This is a genomic window from Phaeocystidibacter luteus (genome assembly GCF_008933115.1).
GTDB classification, from domain to species: Bacteria; Bacteroidota; Bacteroidia; order Flavobacteriales; family Schleiferiaceae; genus Phaeocystidibacter; species Phaeocystidibacter luteus.
In genome coordinates this window covers 266,026-284,884 of sequence record NZ_WBVO01000001.1, presented here as the reverse complement: position 1 = coordinate 284,884, position 18,859 = coordinate 266,026, and the positions used below count along the sequence as shown (strand labels likewise).

The window sequence follows — 18,859 nt, the reverse complement described above, 5'->3', positions numbered from 1 at the left end:
TATGAGCGCACGAATAGTATACATGGGTACGCCGGAATTCGCGGTAGCACCTCTTGAGGCCTTGATTGATTCTGATCACGATGTTGTTGCAGTAGTGACGGTTCCAGATAAACCAGCTGGGAGGGGAAGAAACTTGAAAGCCAGCGCGGTTAAGGAGGCTGCGTTGAGGCATGAAATCCCGGTTCTTCAACCAGAAAAGCTCCGTGATGAAGACTTTCAGAACGAACTGCGCTCATTAAACGCTGATATTTTCGTTGTAGTAGCCTTCAGGATGTTGCCAAAATCCGTTTGGTCGATGCCACCTAAAGGCACTTTCAACCTACATGCCTCGCTTCTCCCGAACTACAGAGGTGCTGCCCCTATTCATTGGGCGGTAATTAATGGTGAGGAAGAATCTGGGGTAACTACCTTTTTGATTGACGAAGAAATTGATACTGGCAACATCCTACTCCAATCTAAAGCTGAGATTGGACCAAATGAAACCACAGGTGAATTGTACAATCGATTAATGCACTTAGGAGCGCCCTTGGTTGTACAAACGGTGGATGGTCTCATGCAGGGTAGTTTAGAACCTATCCCTCAGGATGAAGAGGCCGCCATGAAGCCGGCTCCGAAGTTATTCAGGGAACACCAGTATTTGGACTTATCTAGAACAGCTCGTGAATTGCACAATCAGATTCGTGGACTCACCCCCTTTCCTAGTCCGCTTTTAAAGCTGCAGTTTGGTGAGAATCACATCGAAGCAAAGGTGGCAGAATCTGGTGTTGAAATGGAGACCATCGGAGAATTGGGTGAACTGGTTTGGGACGATACTCAGTTGAAAATACAAACGTCAGAAGGAGTATTGACCATTGCCAAAATCCAATGGCCAGGAAAGCGACAAATGTCGGTTCGTGACTTCAAAAATGGATTCGCGGAATGGAAGTCTATCGGAATCGTCGGGAAGCCTTGATTTTACTGGGACGGCCTTTTTGCAAGAAAATTCAGTCAGGTTTTTCAACAATTTCTCGGTTTTATCAACAAAATGGTGCTTTAATCGCTCTGAATCTTGCATGGGCTCTGCATTCGTCTATATTTGTAAGGCATTCAAGCGATATATGTTTAACCTAAATTAGATTCGCCATGAACAAAGCTGAATTGATCGACGCGATGGCCTCAGACGCAGGCATTTCAAAAGCACAAGCAAAAAAGGCTCTTGACTCATTCACTTCTAACGTTGCAGATTCACTCGGAAAGGGTGGCCGTGTATCTCTAGTAGGATTCGGTTCTTTCTCTGTATCTAAGCGTCAAGCACGTGAAGGTCGTAACCCACAGACTGGTGCTCCGATCAAAATTGCTGCTAAAAATGTAGCGAAGTTTAAGCCAGGTGCAGAGCTCAACGACAAGTTGAACTAAGCCTAAGCTTACAAGAAAAAATTAGTCCCGCTTCGGCGGGACTTTTTTTTTGCATCTATTGTCGTTTCTCGCTACATCGCAAAAGGCAAAAAGCTAAAGTGCGTTTGTACTGCTGAGTCTGGTTGTTCTTTCAAAAGCTAAAAGAAGCATGCGCTTCAAAACAGACTACTCACATTCTTAAAACGCCCTAGTTTACAACAGTTTGCGTTTTTGCTTTTTGCGATTTAGCGAGGAACAAATAATCAAATAATCATTCCAGCTGCTACCGTTTCAAACGTCGTTTCATCAATGAGGATGATTGACCCAGTGTGACGGTTTCTTCTGTATGAATCTGCGAAAAGTGGACGTGTTGAACGAACCTTTGCTCTCACAATGTCATTCATCTTCACGTCTTTGTCTTCTTCATTTCTGTGCAACGTGTTGATATCCACCTTGTAAACAATGTCGGTGATCATTGCACGTGCTTCATTAGAAGTGTGACGCAGTATGTACTTCGCGCGTGGACGAGGTCCATTTGGATTCAACCAGCAGAGCATTACATCTAGATCTTGCGTATTCTCCGGTTGGTTATTCGGACGTACAATCATGTCGCCGCGACTCACATCAATATCATCCTCGAGATTGATAGTCACGCTCATTGGAGGAAATGCCTCAGCAATTTCCCCTTCAAGTGTCATGATACTCGAAATCTTAGAAGTTAACCCGCTTGGAAGCACCATTACTTCGTCACCCGGCTTGAACACACCGCCCGCAACGCGACCAGCATAGCCACGGTAATCGTGATACTCATCAGAATGCGGACGAATAACCGTCTGAACCGGGAATCGGCAGTCGATATGATTCTCGTCACTTCCGATGTGAATGGTTTCCAAAGTGTGTAGCAATGTTCCGCCTTCGTACCAATTCATATTCTCTCCGCGATTCACAACGTTATCGCCATGAAGCGCTGAAATTGGAATGAAGCGTACATCTTTCACATCAAGTTTGGCCGCAAATTCTTCATATTGCTGCACGATTTCCTCGAATCGCTCCTCGCTGTAATCGGCAAGGTCCATCTTATTCACACACACAATAATGTGCGGGATTTGAAGAAGTGATGCGATGAAAGAGTGACGTTTCGTTTGCTCTAGGACACCGTTACGTGCATCCACAAGGATGAGGGCAACATTTGCAGTAGAAGCACCGGTAACCATGTTACGCGTATACTGAATGTGTCCCGGAGTATCGGCAATGATGAACTTGCGCTTCGGAGTAGCGAAGTATCTGTATGCCACATCAATAGTAATCCCTTGCTCACGTTCATCTTTAAGACCATCGGTAAATAAACTGAGGTCGACGTGATCGAGCCCCTTCTTGGTGCTCGACTTCTCAACCGCTTCTATTTGATCTTCAAAAATGCTCTTGGAATCGTAAAGCAAGCGACCAATTAGGGTTGATTTTCCATCATCTACGCTACCTGCAGTAGTGAAGCGTAGCAATTCCATATCTAGATAATTCGAAGTTTCCACTTGTAATTTCTTTTGAAGATTGATTTAGAAGTACCCTTGACGCTTGCGGTCTTCCATACTTGTTTCACTGCGCTTGTCGTCTTCACGATTACCACGTTCGGTCATTCTAGTAGAAGCAACCTCTTGGATAATCTTAGGAAGGTCATCGGCTTCAGACTCGATACCACCGGTAATCGTAATATCACCGAGTGTTCTAAATCGAATCATCTTCTTCTGCGGAGTTTCGGTATCGCGAACTGTGATGTATTCAGAAACAGGTAACCAGGAGTTGTTTCTCCAGATTACTTCGCGCTCCTTGGCATAATACAGCTCCGGAATCTCGATATTCTCTAGCATGATGTACTGCCAAACATCCATCTCGGTCCAGTTCGATATAGGGAATACTCGGAAGTGCTCCCCCATTCTCTTTTTACCATTAAAGATGTTCCAAAGCTCAGGGCGCTGGTTCTTTGGATCCCACTGACCAAAGTCGTCACGGTGTGAGAAGAAGCGCTCCTTTGCACGTGCCTTCTCTTCGTCTCTGCGCGCTCCACCCATGGCCGCATCGAAGTTGTTGTCTTCGATTGTATCGAGAAGCGTAGTCGTTTGAAGGGCATTTCTGCTTGCATTCGCTCCAGTTTCCTCAAGAACGCGTCCGTCGTCGATTGACTTCTGAACTGAACCAACAACGAGATTCACGCCCAACTTCTTGATGAGCTCATCGCGGAAAGCGATGGTCTCAGGGAAGTTGTGTCCGGTGTCAATATGCACCAATGGGAACGGAATTTTTGCTGGGAAGAAGGCTTTCTTGGCCAAGTGGGTAATCACAATTGAATCCTTACCACCCGAAAAAAGGATAGCAGGGTTGTCGAACTGTGCATACACCTCGCGAATCACGTAGATCGCCTCGGCTTCCAGCTCCCTCAAGTGTGTTAAGTGATAGTTGCTCATTTTCAATCGATTTCGTCGGCAAAGATGCAAAATCTTGCCTGTTCTAATTCGTCTATTCTTAGTTTGATTTATTCAAATAGTTCAATACGTCTGTGACGCTTTCCTCAAGCGATTGCACGTCTGTATGCAGGTGTATCTCAGGATTCTCTGGAGCTTCAAAAGGAGAAGTAATCCCAGTGAAATCGGGAATTTCCCCAGCTCGAGCCTTCTTGTACAGACCTTTTACGTCTCTTTGTTCACATACTTCGAGCGGACAGTCAACAAAGACTTCTATGAAGTTCTCAGTACCCACCGTCTTTCTCACCTTATCTCTATCGGACTTGAAGGGCGACACAAATGCTGTGAGAACGATTAGACCCGCATCAACCATCAAGTTCGCCACTTCTCCTATTCTGCGAATATTCTCTTCTCTTCCGCTTGCAGAAAAGTCGAGATCATTGTTTAATCCGCGACGAACATTGTCTCCATCTAGAATGTAGGTGCGTAAACCACGGGCGTGAAGTACCTTCTCAACCGCATTAGCCACCGTGCTTTTTCCTGAACCCGAAAGCCCAGTAAACCACAGCACCTTGGCTTTGTGACCGTTGAGCTTCTCTCGCATTTCACGGTCGATATCGTGAACTTGGGGTATTACAATTACTTTCGACATACTCAAAGAATTTGGTATCGAGTGGAGAGGTAAGCCAATATGCCCACCAAGTAGATTAGGGTCAAAGGGGCTCCTACTCTCATGAAATCACTGCTTTTATATCCGCCTGGTCCGTAGACCATCAGGTTCGTTTGATAGCTCACAGGAGTTAGGAATGAGGCAGATGCGCCATATGCCAATGCTAAGTAGAATGGAGTGCCGTCAAATCCAGATTCTGACACTATAGCCGCAACGATTGGAAATGCTACAGCAACAGCCGCAACGTTTGTCACAAAGCTCGTGAGAACAACGGTCAGTAGCATAATGGCGATTAATATGGCTAGAGGGCTAGCTCCATTTAATAAGCCAATCATATTCTCACTAATCCAAGCAGCTGTTCCCGTATGAATAAGGGTGGTGCCAAGCGCTACAGCGGAAACGAGTATGACAAGCAAGTCGGAGTTTATATCCTTCCGAAGGTCTTGAGCGCTGAAGAATCCGAAGCTGGCAAGTAAGACCAGTACAACAAGGAGAAAGCTGAATAAATCGAGTAGACCTGTAGCCATTCCGATGACTCCGAGCAAAGCTCCTAATCCAACGAATACCTTTCCTGGTTTGCCATTTCCCTCGATCTTCTCCATGAAGGATACAGTGTAGAGGTTTTTGCTGGATTGTATTTCGGTCTTAAAACGAGAACCAGTGGTTAGAAGGAGTAAATCTCCATATTCAAGTTCCACATCACCTATTCTCCCTCCTAGTCGGCGTCCATCTCTGTGAATTGCAACGATGGCCGCATCATATCTCTCTCGGAAATTGGTATCGCGTACCTTCTTACCAGCCAAGTCACTCGTGATAGGAATGAGCACCTCCACTACTTCCAAAATATCGGTCGTGGCGAACTTTTCCCGCTTAGCGATTTCAAAACCATTCTCCCCCTTGAGCAATTCAACGATTTCGTCAACCTCCCCGGCGAAGTAAAGCATATCGCCTGCTTCCAAGATCTCCTCTGGTGTTACAGGTGAAATAAGTTTTCCATGGCGATAAATTTCCACCAAGAAGACACCATCGAGATTTCTCAACCCCGCATTGGCAACAGATTTACCAACCTTGTCGCTATTGGCATGAAGAACAGTTTCTACGATGTATTCTCGTTTGTTCGATTTAAAATCTTGAAGCACATCCTTGCGATCTGCTAGCAAACGGTGCCCAAATACCGACAAATAGAGCACACCCAAACCTGTAACGATTAAACCAGGGATTAGGAAATCGCCAAAGCCCAGCTTCGGAAGATTGTTAGCCTCGAGAAGTCCATTTAACACAAGGTTCGTTGACGTACCGATAACGGTAATCGTCCCACCTAATGTGGCCGCATAGCTCAATGGAATCAAGAAACGCGAAGGAGAAAGGCTTCTCTTTCTAGACCAATCGTACACATATGGAATCATGAGTGCGACAATTGGTGTATTGTTCACTACGGAAGAGAGTGCGGCAACAGCGCTAGTCATTGCCACGAGGAACCTTCGGGGTGAGGAAATCGTTCTAAACAATTGATCCATCAAACCGAGCAAGTTGAAGTGCTTGCGCAGTGCTGATGTGATGAAAATAAGAAGAAAGATCGTGAGTAAACTCTTGTTACTCAGTGAGCTCAGGAGAATATCCATGGGCATGATGCCGAGCACAATGAGCAGAAGGGTTGTCCACCCAAACACCAATGTTGGCTTAAATCGCTGAACGAATAAGCTGATGGTGATGACTAGAAGCGCACCAAGAAGGATGTAATTATCTAATGTCGCCTCCAATTTCTATTCTATCTATCGCCTGAATTATAGATCCGTTCAATGATATCGACCACCTTCATCCCTTCGAGCACATTTGTGGTGATGGAGGTGTTTCCAGCGAGCGTATCGATCACGTTCTCAAACACATATCCATGATTTGCGGCAGACCCTTTGTATGGACCATAGTCATTTGGTGGATTGCTCGGAGCTAGTTCGGGCATTTCGTAATCCTCAATGTGGCAGTGTACTACTTCGTTCATGTATTGTCCAGCAACTTTAACGCTGCCCTTCTCAGCTATGATGGTGAGCGAGCTTTCGAGGTTTGCGTCCCAAACACTCGTGCTGTATTCCAATGATCCTTTTCCTCCTTTGACAAAATCGAATTGAACGATTCCGCTATCCTCAAAGTCAATCGAATGACTGTGATTGTAATTTGAGAATCTCGATGTGATATTCTTAATATCGCCAAACAGCCAGTACATGATATCCACAAAATGACTGAACTGAGTGAAGAGCGTTCCACCATCTAGCTCCTTAGTCCCGTGCCAGTTATCGCTCTTGTAATAGCGGTCATCACGATTCCAGAAACAGTTGATGGAAACCATATAAATTTCTCCGAGCACGCCGCTAGACACAATTTCCTTGAGCCATTGAGAAGGTGGAGAATATCTGTTCTGCATTACTCCAAAAACCAACTTGTTCTTGGAGAGTGCGGTATGAGTCAGTTCTTCGGCTTCATGCGTATTAAGCGCTATCGGCTTCTCAACTATAGTATGAGCTCCCAAATTAATCGCTTCAATAGCCTGCTTTGCATGCAATCCATTCGGTGTGGCAATGCTAACCACATCAATATTTCCAACAGCTTCAAACGCCTCTGCTAATGACTCGAAATGCGGAACACCTTCAATTCTACTATCGGGATTGACATCCACAGTCGCCACCAGGTTTGCGTTCTCTGTGCCTTGAATAATTCTAGCATGACGTTGACCGATACGGCCTACCCCACACACTAAAAAGTTAACTACTGACTTACTCATCTGACTTATATCGTGACAAATGTATTAAAATCTATTAAATCTATAGGGTTTTAGATTCAAGGAGCTAACCTCTCTATTTTCCAACCACTTACGGATTTTGAAAAGCGCAACCTATCATGCAATCTACTCGATCTCCCCTGCCAAAATTCGATTTCTTCAGGGACAAGCGAATATCCACCCCAGAACTCCGGACAATCAGGCCCCTCCTCACCATACTTGGCCAAATTAGCCTGCACCGTGCTTTCCAGAGATGAACGTCCATCTAGAACTCTAGACTGTGGTGAACTCAAGGCACCAACTTGACTTCCTACGGGTCTTTCCTTAAAGTATTTGGAATTTCGCTCGTAAGACAACTTGGTAACGCGTCCAACCACTCGAACTTGACGTTCAACTTCGGGCCAGAAAAACAAGAGATGTGCAATCGGTTGATGCTCGAGATCTTGCCCCTTCTTACTTTGATAATTCGTAAAGAACTCAAACCCTCCGTTCTCAATGCCCTTAAGTAGCACAATGCGTGCATCAGGTCTTCCATCTAAGCCTACGGTCGACAACGTCATGGCCGTTGCGTCTGGCCTACCCGTTTCACTCCGGTCTGCAAACCAATCTTGAAACAAATCGAATGGGTTGCCGGGCACTTCGGATTCTAACAATTCGCCTTTTGTATAATCTCTTCGGTCTTTTCTGAGATGTGAATCTTTCATCTTGTAAAATTCGTCGATTTCAGTTGTTTTTCAATACTATGCACCCTAATTTGGATAACATGGAAAAACCGATGTCCGGAAGCATATTGATTGCCGAACCCTTCTTGGGAGACCCCAACTTCGATAGAAGCGTGGTTCTCCTAACCGAACACGGTGATGAAGGTACGGTAGGATACGTACTTAACCGACCGCTAGACGTGAAAATTGAGGGGTTATTGCCAGATTTTCCGGAATTCCAATCGAGGATTTACAATGGAGGTCCGGTAGAGCAATCTAACCTCTACTTCTTGCACAATCGTCCCGATTTGTTCGAAGGGGCCATCAAGGTTTCAGAGAATATTTATTGGGGTGGCGATTTCGACAGGTTGCGGGAAGTCGTGAGTCTCGGCCTATTGGGTCAAGATGAAATCCGCTTCTTTCTCGGCTATTCCGGTTGGGGCCGAGGTCAGCTTGAGTCTGAATTAGAAGAGCAATCTTGGATGGTCTTATCCCCTAGCGCTTTGGACATTTTCCATGCAAACCCGGAGGAGATGTGGAAGGAAGTAATCGCTCAGCAAGGTGGCGACTATCAACTATGGGCCAATGCCCCATCCGATCCGCTATTAAACTGATTCGTTCAGTTTAGCAATAATCTCTTTGGCAACTGTATTCGTGTAGGACTTCTTCCGATATGACCCCACCCACTGTATTCCGCGCATTGAGTTCGTCATCCAAACCTCGTCAGCTCGTTGCAAATCAAAAGGACTAAATCCTTTCTCTACCACTTCAAAACCCCACGATTGTGCGTTTCTGATAATGTGCTTACGCATTACCCCGCGAAGCGCTCCCGATTCAAGCGGCGGTGTTTGAAGTACACCGTTCGTAAGCATAAATACGTTGCTCGATATTCCTTCCACAATATGCTTATCCGAATTGATAAGAAGCACATCGTCGAGATCATTCTCTCTTGCGAAAATACCGGCTAGTGTATAGAGCAGTGAATTGGTAGTTTTCAAATTGCTCAACATACTTTTAGGGACCTCGTGATCCTTGTAGACATCAATTGAGAGACCGTTTTTGTTGAGTTCGAAATCGGCATCAGGCCAAGCCTCAGCTTGAATGATGTACCCCATGGTCACATTTTGGTCGGGGGTATACTTCCCTTCAGCATCGCGGTAGATTGTCAATCTGATGCGAGCAGCGCCATGTTCTAGATGGCTCGCCTTTAGCGTTTCGAGCATCTGCTCTTCAATAAACTCAGGTGACCAATCCATGGGGATTTCCATTCTCAAGATGCGCATGGAAGCCATGGCGCGGAAATAGTGATCCTCCCAGTTGACGAACGTCGTTCCGTTGTATTTCACGGTTTCAAACAGTGCATCTCCGTATTGAATGGGTCTAAAATCGGCGCGAAATGGAACCGCATCGATGTCGAGAATTTCTCCGTTGTGATTGATCATGGCGCAAAGGTACATTTAGCGCATAAAAAAACCGCCTCTCGCGTGAGCAAGAGACGGTCTTTCATAGGCTGGTTGTATATCAATATACGGTTAGGCGAGATGTGCCGGTGAGGCTTCCACTCTTCACTTGGATGATATAAACGCCAGGATTCCAACCTTCTGTGGAAATTCTGAAGTCGTCTTCATCCGGGTTTTGAAGCTCGATTACGCGACCTGCGATATCGAGAATTCTGATTTCTTCAATCACATTGTCACTCTTCACACGGAAGTCGCCATTTGTAGGGTTCGGGTACATTTCGAAATCTACAGTTACAGGCTCAGCAATGCTGATGTCATTTGCATCCATCACTGCTTTCATTCCTGGAATGATGAAGTTCATAACCGTATCAATGTACGCAAGACTCTGTGCCTTGTTATTAGGGTTTGTTTCGTTCGCTCCTAGCGGATCACTTGGATCCCAGAAATCCCAAGGGTTTGCGTTTACAGCGAAAGGCAAGTTCGGATCAGCCGGCTCGATACCGATTGGGTAGATACCGCTATATCCTCCAGGGTTAGCCGCGTGGCTGCGAGAAATCTGCCATTCTACAGAACCGCTGAACGACTCTCTCTGGAACACATAGTTGTTGAAGTTCTCGTTTGCCATTTTGATAGCGCGGAAGCTACCTGCAACTGGAACCACATCCCAGAACTGACCGTTCACTGGTACGCGTACCATACCTGAATCATACGGCGCGTAGAAGTCATTCACGCAGTGTACGCTCAACATTGGAATTTCTCCTGGCTCAAGCCAGTTCTCATCACCAAGGGCACCGCCTAAGTTGATTACGAGATTTACATTATCAGGCACACCTGCAATGTTCTCGATGTTTCTTCCTGGATCATTAAAGTCAATCGTTGGAAGTCCGTTCGGATTCGTACCTGTGATGGTCGCTGCTCCGCCAAATCCATTCCAGTCACCAACAACGGCAGTATCAACATACGGATCACCGATGTTCACTTTACCACCAAAAATTCCAATAGTATCTTGATACTGGAATTTAGCTGGAGCTGCAACCTCGGCGTAATTGTCTAGTGTAGCGTACGCAAAAGTGATATAACCACCAGAACCTTGACCCAAGAGCATGATCATCTCTGTGTCAATCTGGAATGGATCACCTTGCAATGCTGATGCACGCATGTATCGAACTGAGTTCTTCGCATCCTGTACTGCATTGTAAACTGCAAGAAGGTTTGAACCGCGACGAAGGTCAAGATTTGACGTGTTGTCTGGCTGCCATCCTAAACGATACGTCGCCGAAACAGCCACATAGCCTTTCTTCGCAAGTCGCTTGCAAATCTCTACAGCTGCACTATCCGTTCTGGCACCCATCGGTGAAACAAGTCCTTTTGGAAGGAAGGAACCTGTGTGATAGTACATTACAACTGGACGATCCTGCTCGGTATCTACAGACGGATCCGGCATGTAAACGTCCAAATAAAGTGGGATTACCTGCGGCCCACCGAGGGACTGCGGTACGTAAGCGCTAAAGTTCACCCCGTACACGATGTCGGATTGAACCACAATATCAGCGTCCGTAAATACGTCATCGACGTATCGCGTCTGGGCTTGGACACTGAATGCGCCGGCCATAAAGAGACCGGCAAGGAGTAGTGACTTTTTCATATGCAAATGCAGTTTTAAACTTCAGTTAATATAGCGAAAAATTGGTCTTTATCTGTTTGGTCCCCAACTATAGAGCAAGGAGATGTAAGCAAGTCTACCCACACGTGGACCACCATACACCTGGAATACTTGATTGTTGAGGATGTTACTCGCGCCGAGCTTGGTTGTCAAGTTCCAACCCGGAATAATGTAAGTGACTTGAGCATCGAGCAAAGCGTAGTCGTCGATGAATCCGGTAAACTGTGGAGAGCCCTCAAACAGGAACCCTTGAACCCACTTGTACGTCACATTGAATCCGAACTTGTGGTCTTTGTATTTCACAGGAATCTCACTTCCTGAAAAGCTGACGTTGTACTTGTGTTCTGGGGTGTTAAAAGCTGGGATGATCGGATCATCCGTAGCCGTATTCAATACGTTCCATGTGTAATTCCCAGCTAAGCTGTAATTGTCCCAGAAGTAGTAATTCAAACCGATTGAGAATCCTTGCGTGGTTACCAAATCGCGCGCATTCGTGGCAATTCGGTATACGTCTATATCCGTCACATTTGGAATTTGATCTTCGTTGATATCGAGTGCAATCTGATATCCGATGAAGTCTTCGTAGAAGCTGTAGTAGTAGTTTGCATCCACGTAAAGTGATTTCCACAACGTGGTTCTGTAGCCAAGTTCTACGGTGCGAACGCGCTCAGGTCGAATTGGGTCGATTGTAAAGTAGTCGAATTCGTAATTGGTTCTGGATGGATCTCCTGGAGGAGCAATGGAAGGTAGCGATAGGTAATCCTGAAAATCGTCTGCTGTGATGAGAGAGTCATACCCGTTGAGGTTACCTATGAGTCTAGCAGGACCTACATTATAATAGAGGTATTGATCTTGAAGCGTTGGATTGCGAATGGCGGAAGACACACTAAATCGAATGATGTTGCGCTCATCCGCGTTATAGACCGCTGAAACGGCTGGAGAGAAGAGGTAATCGAAGTTCTGGTTTTTATCCATTCTCAAGGTGGCACTCACCTTCCACTGCTCTCCGTTGAAGTTTCTTTGCCATCCGCCATAAAGACCATACTCCCAGTTTGAAATCACTCTGCCCGCCGTATCGCTGAAAATAGTTCCGTTAGAATTCGGTCGGTATAACCTCCCATTTCCACCAAGCGTAAACTGGCCAATATCATTGGGGTCAAACTTATACTCAGTTTGAGCATGGTAAAGCGACGATCGGTCTTCAAACATACTCCCTCCTTCAGCAAAGGAAGTTGTAGTGATATAGTTGAACAACTCGTCAAATGCCGCCGTTCCCGGTGTAGCTCCTTCGGATTGTAGGCTGTTGCTCAGACTGTTATGCCAATCCGTAATCTGTCCGCGGTTCATATCAACGAAATCGATCATTGCGGCATCATACTCATCCTGCGGCAGGTTCTCATCAGGGTAACCAGGTAGACCTCTCACTTGATCGGCGTATACCGCACGCCATGCGCCGGCATACTGACTACTCCAAGCGAGCCCGCTTCTCAAACTGTCCTGCATCCGTAATGCCGTAAAATATGCGTCATAACTATTGCCGGCATCCTCATTCGTAGAGTAAAGTCGCACGAACCACTTATTCTTGTCTCGCACCTCTATTCTATTCTGGAAGAAAAGGATATCCTTAAGACTATATCGGTTATCCCCTTGGTATACCGTAGTTCCCGTACCAAAATTGAAGGCATAAATGAGCTCAACATCTTTCGTCGGCTTATAGTGCAAGCTCGTTCCTAGCTTGAGATTTCGGGTGTTGTAGTCTACCAAGTGAATCTCCTCAATACCTTCTCTATGGTAGGTGCCTAAGGCCGGGTAATCTTTAGAGCTACCTGGAGCTACGTAACCGCGTTCATCGCCATAGCGGTTCACGGCGTCGTATCCTCCAGGGTTATTTTCTGCAGAAGGCGATTCGTCAGTTGCGTCATAATTGGTGGCCTCCCAATCGTCTGCAGACAAGTAATACATATTGATTTTGTAGGCAAACACGGGCTCACCGTCTCTATCTCCGAAGGCATCTGCCCAGCGGAGTGCGTATTCGTTTAATCTTCTCTCCCCTACTTTAATGCTGAAATCCAATCCTTGGAAAATGAATGGATCCTTGGTAGTCATAGCAATCACACCGTTAAAGGCGTTGGGACCATAAAATGCCGAGCTAGCACCTGCTACAATATCAACGTTCATTACATCCAGCTCGGAGGCACCGAGGAAGTTGCCAAGGCTGAAATTGAGTCCTGGAGCTTGGTTATCTACATTGTCAATCAACTGAAGGGAACGAACAGGTGAGGTAGAGTTGAATCCACGTGTATTGATCACCTTAAAACCAATACTCGCAGAGGTAAGGTCTACCCCTTTAAGGTTGCCAAGGCCGTCATAAAAACTGGCACTTGGAGTTTCCTGGATGGCTTTGAGGTCGAGTGCCTCAACTGTTAACGCCGACTCTGCTTGTCTTTCGCTTAGTCTCCGCTCAACTACGCTCACTTCGCTGATCATTTGTTGATCGATTTCCATTCGAATGCGCAATGGAGCATCAGCAGAAGAAACAGAAATAGTTTGCTTCTTGTACCCTAGCGCCTCTATGACAATCTGGGTTGGGAGGTTCACCAATCGAAGCGTGAACTCACCATCGAAATTCGTCACAGCCGGACTCGTTTGCCCAACTTCGAGGACTGCAATAGATGGAATAGGCTGATTATCAGAATCATCGATAACAACACCAGTAAGCACTTGCGCTTGAATTCCAGCTGTGAAACTAAGTGCGAAACAAAGAAGGAGTAGTCTTTTTGCCATAGGGGTCTTTCAAATCGGTTAGAAAGCTAGTCAAAAATTTCATCTGAAACTAGTTCTAGCGAAATGAAATATCCACTAATTCATTATGCATGAATGGGACACCCCCCTTAATCTGCTGATGTTCCCATGATTTTTTTCAAACGGGTGTTCAGAAGTGGCGGTGTTACTAAGGTGGTGAGAATCACCACGATAATAACAACGGCAAAGAGTTCATCATTCAGTACTCCCACTGCTTTACCGATACTCGCGAAGATCAAACCGACTTCTCCCCTTGGCACGAGGCCAATCCCAACCATTAATCTGTCGTACTCTTTTGACAAGAATATGCCCGCAAGGAGCTTACCGATGATGGCGACAACAGTTAATAGCAGACCAGCCCAGAGCACATCTAGATCGCCGAAAGCCATAATATCTACTTGGAATCCCATCAATACGAAGAACACCGGGGCGAAGATTCCCTCGAGTGGGCCGATAAGGTGTTCAAGAGTAAGACCTTCTCTGTTGTACTTCTTGAATAACTCATCGCGTAAAACCAATCCTGCGCAGAATGCTCCCACAATCGGAGCCAAACCAATAGCGCTGGCTAGCCACGCAAACAATAGTAGTAAGGTGAATGGAAACAATAGGAATGTGTTCTTACCTGCAAACACGGCGAAGTATCGCACAACGTGCTTGAGAATGTACCGTTCGGCCATGAACACGAATACTAAGAAGCCAATAGCTTTTGCAACAATAACTACCACCTCTGTAAAGTCGATATGACCTGAAGTCACCAGTCCGCTTACTACGGCGAGGAGTATCAAGCCCATGATGTCATCAATCACCGCTGCACCGAGAACGAGCTTGCTTTCCTTGAGATTCAAACTGTTTGTATCCTTAAATACTCGAGCAGTAATACCAATCGATGTGGCTGCAAGGGTTGCACCTATAAATATGGCCACATTCTGACTCTCTACCGATGGAATCATGTATTCGGCGACGAGATACCCCAAGACGAATGGGAAAACTACACCTAGGGTGGCGACGGAGAAACTGACACTACCCATTTTGAGCATTTCGGAGGTGCTGACCTCTAATCCAACCATAAATAGAAGGAGCAGAACGCCTAGACTCGAGAAAAGCAGGGTATAATTTGCGTTGAGGAAGCTATTCAGGAAATTGTCGGCTGTCATTGCCTCAATAATTCTTTCCTGGACATCTGGATCAAGATCCGTTTCGTTGTGCACGTAATTCACCACAGCATCATCGAATTCAGCTTCGCGGGTTGAGGTCTCTTGAATAATCTCCCGCATTTCATTCTGATAACGGATGGTGGTTACCAATCGATTGTTCATACTAAACAACAACGCTCCTACGGCTATGCCGATGATCAGTTCACCTAGTACCTCACTCTGCTTGAATTTACGCGCAATGAATCGACCCGTAACGGCCGCAATGAGGATGAAAAACATGGCGAGAAATTCCCGACTGAATGGGTCGTCGTGCCCTCCGCCGTCTTCAGATGCCATTGCTAATGTTGAAACGAAGAGGGAAAGGAAGAAAATTCTGGTTCTCATGTACAGTTTGTCAGTTTCACAGTTTGCGTTAAGATAAGAATCCAACAAGAGAGGGCAAAGAGTGTTTAAAAATTCAAAGATGATTGTCCTTTACCCCTACTGATTCGATTGCGATGCCTTAAATTTGTGGCCCTGTTCAAAAAATGATCACCTCATGCTTAGCAAAGTCATTCGTCTAGTTCTTACTGCTGCACTCTTCGCATATGCCGTTTACGAGTTTATTGAAGGGCACATTGGGAATGGTATCATGCTTACTCTTCTTGCTGGATTGGTACTCTTCACCTATTTCCGCCACGAGCGCATGCTACTTGCACTTTGGTATATGAGAAAGCAAGATATGGAGAAGGCCCAGAAGCAGGTGGATAGCATCAAGACTCCAGAACAGTCGTTGACGAAAGGTCAGCAAGCTTATTGGTACTATCTAAAGGGACTCATGGAGGCTCAAACCAATATGAACAAGTCGGAAAGCTACTTGAGAAAAGCCTTGAGCAAGGGACTTCGCATGGATCAAGACAAAGCCTTGGTTAAACTACAGCTTGCCGGAATCGCAATGTCACGCCGACGTAAACGTGAAGCGCAAACCCTACTCACTGAAGCCAAGAAGTTGGATAAGCGGGGTATGCTTGACGATCAAATCAAGATGTTCAAGCAGCAGATGAAGCGTATCTAATTGCGCGCATTATCTTTATCGGATATGCGAAAGGCGCTATCCCTTTTTGTTCTCGCTCTCTTGTCAAGCTCGACCTTCGGTCAGCATCTGACTGAGGATATCACCGTTCGCGTTGAGCAACAAGCCTCTTTATTCGCAGTACTACACCGTGTGATTGGTGACAGCGTAAACGACTTACAATACTTTGATGATCTCAATGCCTGGCGGGATGAATCAAGCATTCTTCGTCAAGAGTTGATTCACGAGCAGAATCTCGATTTACATTTTGCCAGAAAAGACGAACTCGGTTCTTTTTTGTTCCTTTCCGATTCTACCCTTGGAAGTTCGCGAACCCTCACCTATGCCTTTACCCCACCAAAGTGGGGATTGGCAGAACAAGGACGTAGTCAGACCTTCTTCGGAATGAACCGCCCTTTTCATCGGTTCTATCAAAATGTGAATTCAGACCCAGCGCCCGCAAACACATATGGATATCATGCTTGGAATGATAACCCTACACATCTCATTATCCAGAATCCCGAGGGGCTCCACTTCGTCGTTCCAGGTCTGCCTGGTGTTCAAAGGGACTCGCTGATCGAATCAAAAGACGCCAGAACCTTCTTCATTGGCCTTCACCTATCCGAAATTGAGCAAGACCTAGGTGGTCGAAAAGCTCATTGGATTTTCGAGGATGACTTTCCCATCCTTGCACAATCGGATGTGCTGGAAAAGGCCGAAAACTACTTTCAGAAGTTCTACGAATATTCGCTACCTGAAGACCTTAACATCTTAGTATTGGATGAGCCGGGTAACTTGAGATCCACCGGGAACATCGTTATCCTAGAATGGACTCTGGACCCCATGGAAATGGAGCTCGATTTAATTCAACAGTTAGTTGAATTATTCTACACTAACGAGCTAAATGTCAATGAGTACAGAGACCCTTGGCTTTCAGAAGGCGTGGCGCATTATCATCGGTATGATTATCAATCGATTCACTACCCAAACAGCAAATTGTTCGGGGCCTACGCGAGTACATATGCAGCGCGTTTTTTAGACGTTGACGAACTCAAGCCAACCTACCTACACACCTGGTTGTATTTATATATGGCTCGCCAGGGGTTGGATCAAGCCATCTCCGATTCAGCATTGGCTTTTGCTCCCTTTAATCGTGAAGCTGTCGTTAAAGGCAAAACTGCGCTTATCATTGGGACATTACGTGGCTATGTGGGGGAACGGGCTTTCATAAGAGGTTTGCATAGAATGACGAGTCCGGACCAGATTCCCGAGAACGGGCTGACACCGGAAGATTTTATCGCGCCTATCGCCTACTATTCAAACAGAGACACCGATTGGTTTTTAGGTGACATATATCGGACGAGCAAAAGCGTTGATTACAGCTTAGACGATGTAGACCAATGCAGTTACATTGCTACTGCAGAAATCACAAACTCTGGCGAAGTAGCTATTCCTTATTCCACATTAGGGTATGATGAAAATGGAGAACCAGTTATAGAAGAGTGGTACGATGGTCACCTTGGAACCGACACGATACAGCTTCATCTTGAGCAATATAGCGTTGTTACACTCGACCCAAATCAAACCATCCCGGACCTGAACAATAAGAACCAATGGAGGAAACCAACGGGCCTATTCCAGCGAATTGCTCCAGTTCGCCTCCAGTTCTACACAGGGCTGGATCAGGCCAATAAAACCCAGATTTATTGGATGCCTACGGTTAAATTCAATGCATACGATGGGGTTTTAGCTGGTATTACGTTCTACAACAAGAACATCATGCCCAAGCGTTGGGAATACAAGATTGGTCCCGAATACAGCTTTAGAACAGGCCAACTTACAGGTACGGCATCGCTACGCTATTATCGACCATTCTCATCGGGGTGGCTTCACGCCTTGGAGGCTGGAGTATATGGTCGTTATTTCCATTACGATGAAAACCTTGGGTACGGAAGAATAAGTCCAGGTGTGAACTTCCACTTGCGAAAGAGCCATCCTCGGGCGACGGTACAGCAGACCATAAAGTTACGTGGTGTTGGAGTGGATAGAGAGCTTAGACCAGAAGATCAGGAACTCTCCAAATACATTACGAATGCTCGATACTGGGTGACTGATTTGCGCTACATCCGAGAGCAACAGCACATTTTGCACCCTTCGTTGCTGGAAATTGACCTTCAGGTAAGCGATAGATTCTCGAGAGTTGGCGTCTCCTATCGACAGCGTTTCATGCTCCCAAACCGCCAATGGCTGGGCATTCGCGGATTTGCTGGTGCCTTCTTGCACAATAACCAGCCAGCTGGACAACCGTTCTTCAGTTTCGGTTTAAGTGGCACACAAGACTACCTCTTTGATTACAGCTTTATCGGGAGATCCGACTCATCTGGAATTTGGAGTCAGCAGTTTTTCGTGACCGACGGTGGATTTAAATCGGCCACAAACGTATACTCCAGCACGTGGATGACCTCATTGAGTCTCAACGTTCCAATTTGGAAAGGCATAGGTGTCTTTGGCGACGTAGGCTACTCGGGGTATCAAGACCAAGTATATTGGGATTATGGCATTCGATTGGCCATTGTACCTGACTTTTTGGAAATCTACTTCCCGCTACAGAGTAGCCTTACGAATCATGTCGAGTCATTCAATTATCCTACACAGATTCGCTTCATATTGAATGTGAATCAAACCGATATCATTCAGCGCCTTAGGCGAGGTTGGTACTGAGAATCAGGCCAATAGTCGCCATGCGGAAACGAGG

At 46.0% G+C, this 18,859-nt stretch carries 15 protein-coding genes; 5 read left to right on the top strand and 10 right to left on the bottom strand.

What is annotated here, in order from left to right; all coding sequences use genetic code 11:
- Position 1 precedes the first annotated feature (1 nt).
- Together fmt and F8C67_RS01165 are read left to right on the top strand one after the other, a co-directional pair.
- The gene (fmt, locus tag F8C67_RS01170) at positions 2-952 is read left to right on the top strand and encodes a methionyl-tRNA formyltransferase (protein ID WP_223277494.1); all 951 of its coding nucleotides are present in this window, start codon (positions 2-4) and stop codon (positions 950-952) included.
- A 170-nt stretch (positions 953-1,122) separates the two neighbouring features.
- Positions 1,123-1,395 carry an HU family DNA-binding protein gene (locus F8C67_RS01165; protein WP_151665953.1) on the top strand — a complete coding sequence of 91 codons (273 nt, stop codon included), beginning with the start codon at positions 1,123-1,125 and terminating at the stop codon, positions 1,393-1,395.
- A gap of 242 nt (positions 1,396-1,637) precedes the next feature.
- Here the strand turns inward: F8C67_RS01165 and F8C67_RS01160 are convergent, their stop codons facing one another.
- Genes F8C67_RS01160 through pdxH form a run of 6 tightly spaced genes read right to left on the bottom strand, consistent with a single transcriptional unit; the run spans position 1,638 to position 7,977 of the window.
- On the bottom strand, positions 1,638-2,879 hold the full coding sequence (locus tag F8C67_RS01160; protein ID WP_151665952.1) for a sulfate adenylyltransferase subunit 1: 1,242 nt from the start codon (positions 2,877-2,879) through the stop codon (positions 1,638-1,640).
- A gap of 48 nt (positions 2,880-2,927) precedes the next feature.
- Positions 2,928-3,833 (bottom strand): sulfate adenylyltransferase subunit CysD, encoded by a 906-nt coding sequence (gene cysD / locus F8C67_RS01155; protein WP_151665951.1) that lies wholly within the window; start codon positions 3,831-3,833, stop codon positions 2,928-2,930.
- 58 nt (positions 3,834-3,891) lie between these two features.
- Positions 3,892-4,482 (bottom strand): adenylyl-sulfate kinase, encoded by a 591-nt coding sequence (gene cysC / locus F8C67_RS01150; protein ID WP_151665950.1) that lies wholly within the window; start codon positions 4,480-4,482, stop codon positions 3,892-3,894.
- Positions 4,483-4,484: 2 nt separating this feature from the next.
- Positions 4,485-6,260 (bottom strand): SLC13 family permease, encoded by a 1,776-nt coding sequence (locus F8C67_RS01145; protein ID WP_151665949.1) that lies wholly within the window; start codon positions 6,258-6,260, stop codon positions 4,485-4,487.
- An 8-nt stretch (positions 6,261-6,268) separates the two neighbouring features.
- Positions 6,269-7,276: a Gfo/Idh/MocA family protein gene (locus F8C67_RS01140; protein ID WP_151665948.1), complete on the bottom strand. Its 1,008-nt coding sequence runs from the start codon at positions 7,274-7,276 to the stop codon at positions 6,269-6,271.
- A 56-nt stretch (positions 7,277-7,332) separates the two neighbouring features.
- Complete coding sequence (gene pdxH, locus F8C67_RS01135) at positions 7,333-7,977, bottom strand: pyridoxamine 5'-phosphate oxidase (protein WP_151665947.1); 645 nt, start codon at positions 7,975-7,977, stop codon at positions 7,333-7,335.
- Between the two features lie 59 nt (positions 7,978-8,036).
- On the opposite strand from pdxH, the gene F8C67_RS01130 reads away from it, so the two are divergent.
- On the top strand, positions 8,037-8,588 hold the full coding sequence (locus F8C67_RS01130; protein WP_223277493.1) for a YqgE/AlgH family protein: 552 nt from the start codon (positions 8,037-8,039) through the stop codon (positions 8,586-8,588).
- Here the strand turns inward: F8C67_RS01130 and F8C67_RS01125 are convergent.
- From F8C67_RS01125 to F8C67_RS01110, 4 genes are all read right to left on the bottom strand, one after another.
- Positions 8,580-9,416 carry an aminotransferase class IV gene (locus F8C67_RS01125; protein WP_170266306.1) on the bottom strand — a complete coding sequence of 279 codons (837 nt, stop codon included), beginning with the start codon at positions 9,414-9,416 and terminating at the stop codon, positions 8,580-8,582. The genes F8C67_RS01130 and F8C67_RS01125 overlap by 9 nt on opposite strands.
- 79 nt (positions 9,417-9,495) lie before the next feature.
- Complete coding sequence (locus tag F8C67_RS01120; protein ID WP_151665944.1) at positions 9,496-11,079, bottom strand: T9SS type A sorting domain-containing protein; 1,584 nt, start codon at positions 11,077-11,079, stop codon at positions 9,496-9,498.
- Between the two features lie 48 nt (positions 11,080-11,127).
- Positions 11,128-13,881, bottom strand: a complete 2,754-nt coding sequence (locus F8C67_RS01115; RefSeq protein WP_151665943.1) for a TonB-dependent receptor — start codon at positions 13,879-13,881, stop codon at positions 11,128-11,130.
- Positions 13,882-13,988: 107 nt separating this feature from the next.
- Positions 13,989-15,437, bottom strand: a complete 1,449-nt coding sequence (locus F8C67_RS01110) for a cation:proton antiporter (protein WP_151665942.1) — start codon at positions 15,435-15,437, stop codon at positions 13,989-13,991.
- 154 nt (positions 15,438-15,591) lie between these two features.
- Here F8C67_RS01110 and F8C67_RS01105 point away from each other — a divergent pair, with 154 nt between their 5' ends.
- Together F8C67_RS01105 and F8C67_RS01100 are read left to right on the top strand one after the other, a co-directional pair.
- Positions 15,592-16,107 carry a DUF2892 domain-containing protein gene (locus F8C67_RS01105; RefSeq protein WP_151665941.1) on the top strand — a complete coding sequence of 172 codons (516 nt, stop codon included), beginning with the start codon at positions 15,592-15,594 and terminating at the stop codon, positions 16,105-16,107.
- 24 nt (positions 16,108-16,131) lie between these two features.
- Positions 16,132-18,825 carry a gluzincin family metallopeptidase gene (locus F8C67_RS01100; RefSeq protein ID WP_151665940.1) on the top strand — a complete coding sequence of 898 codons (2,694 nt, stop codon included), beginning with the start codon at positions 16,132-16,134 and terminating at the stop codon, positions 18,823-18,825.
- The last annotated feature ends 34 nt before the right edge of the window (positions 18,826-18,859 follow it).

Bases quoted from the DNA above. Each gene is read 5' to 3' on its own strand.
- fmt (WP_223277494.1), top strand. From the start codon at position 2: ATGAGCGCACGAATAGTATACATGGGTACGCCGGAATTCGCGGTAGCA.
- F8C67_RS01165 (WP_151665953.1), top strand. From the start codon at position 1,123: ATGAACAAAGCTGAATTGATCGACGCGATGGCCTCAGACGCAGGCATT.
- F8C67_RS01160 (WP_151665952.1), bottom strand. From the start codon at position 2,879: ATGGAATTGCTACGCTTCACTACTGCAGGTAGCGTAGATGATGGAAAA.
- cysD (WP_151665951.1), bottom strand. From the start codon at position 3,833: ATGAGCAACTATCACTTAACACACTTGAGGGAGCTGGAAGCCGAGGCG.
- cysC (WP_151665950.1), bottom strand. From the start codon at position 4,482: ATGTCGAAAGTAATTGTAATACCCCAAGTTCACGATATCGACCGTGAA.
- F8C67_RS01140 (WP_151665948.1), bottom strand. From the start codon at position 7,276: ATGAGTAAGTCAGTAGTTAACTTTTTAGTGTGTGGGGTAGGCCGTATC.
- pdxH (WP_151665947.1), bottom strand. From the start codon at position 7,977: ATGAAAGATTCACATCTCAGAAAAGACCGAAGAGATTATACAAAAGGC.
- F8C67_RS01130 (WP_223277493.1), top strand. From the start codon at position 8,037: ATGGAAAAACCGATGTCCGGAAGCATATTGATTGCCGAACCCTTCTTG.
- F8C67_RS01125 (WP_170266306.1), bottom strand. From the start codon at position 9,416: ATGATCAATCACAACGGAGAAATTCTCGACATCGATGCGGTTCCATTT.
- F8C67_RS01120 (WP_151665944.1), bottom strand. From the start codon at position 11,079: ATGAAAAAGTCACTACTCCTTGCCGGTCTCTTTATGGCCGGCGCATTC.
- F8C67_RS01115 (WP_151665943.1), bottom strand. From the start codon at position 13,881: ATGGCAAAAAGACTACTCCTTCTTTGTTTCGCACTTAGTTTCACAGCT.
- F8C67_RS01110 (WP_151665942.1), bottom strand. From the start codon at position 15,437: ATGAGAACCAGAATTTTCTTCCTTTCCCTCTTCGTTTCAACATTAGCA.
- F8C67_RS01105 (WP_151665941.1), top strand. From the start codon at position 15,592: ATGCTTAGCAAAGTCATTCGTCTAGTTCTTACTGCTGCACTCTTCGCA.
- F8C67_RS01100 (WP_151665940.1), top strand. From the start codon at position 16,132: ATGCGAAAGGCGCTATCCCTTTTTGTTCTCGCTCTCTTGTCAAGCTCG.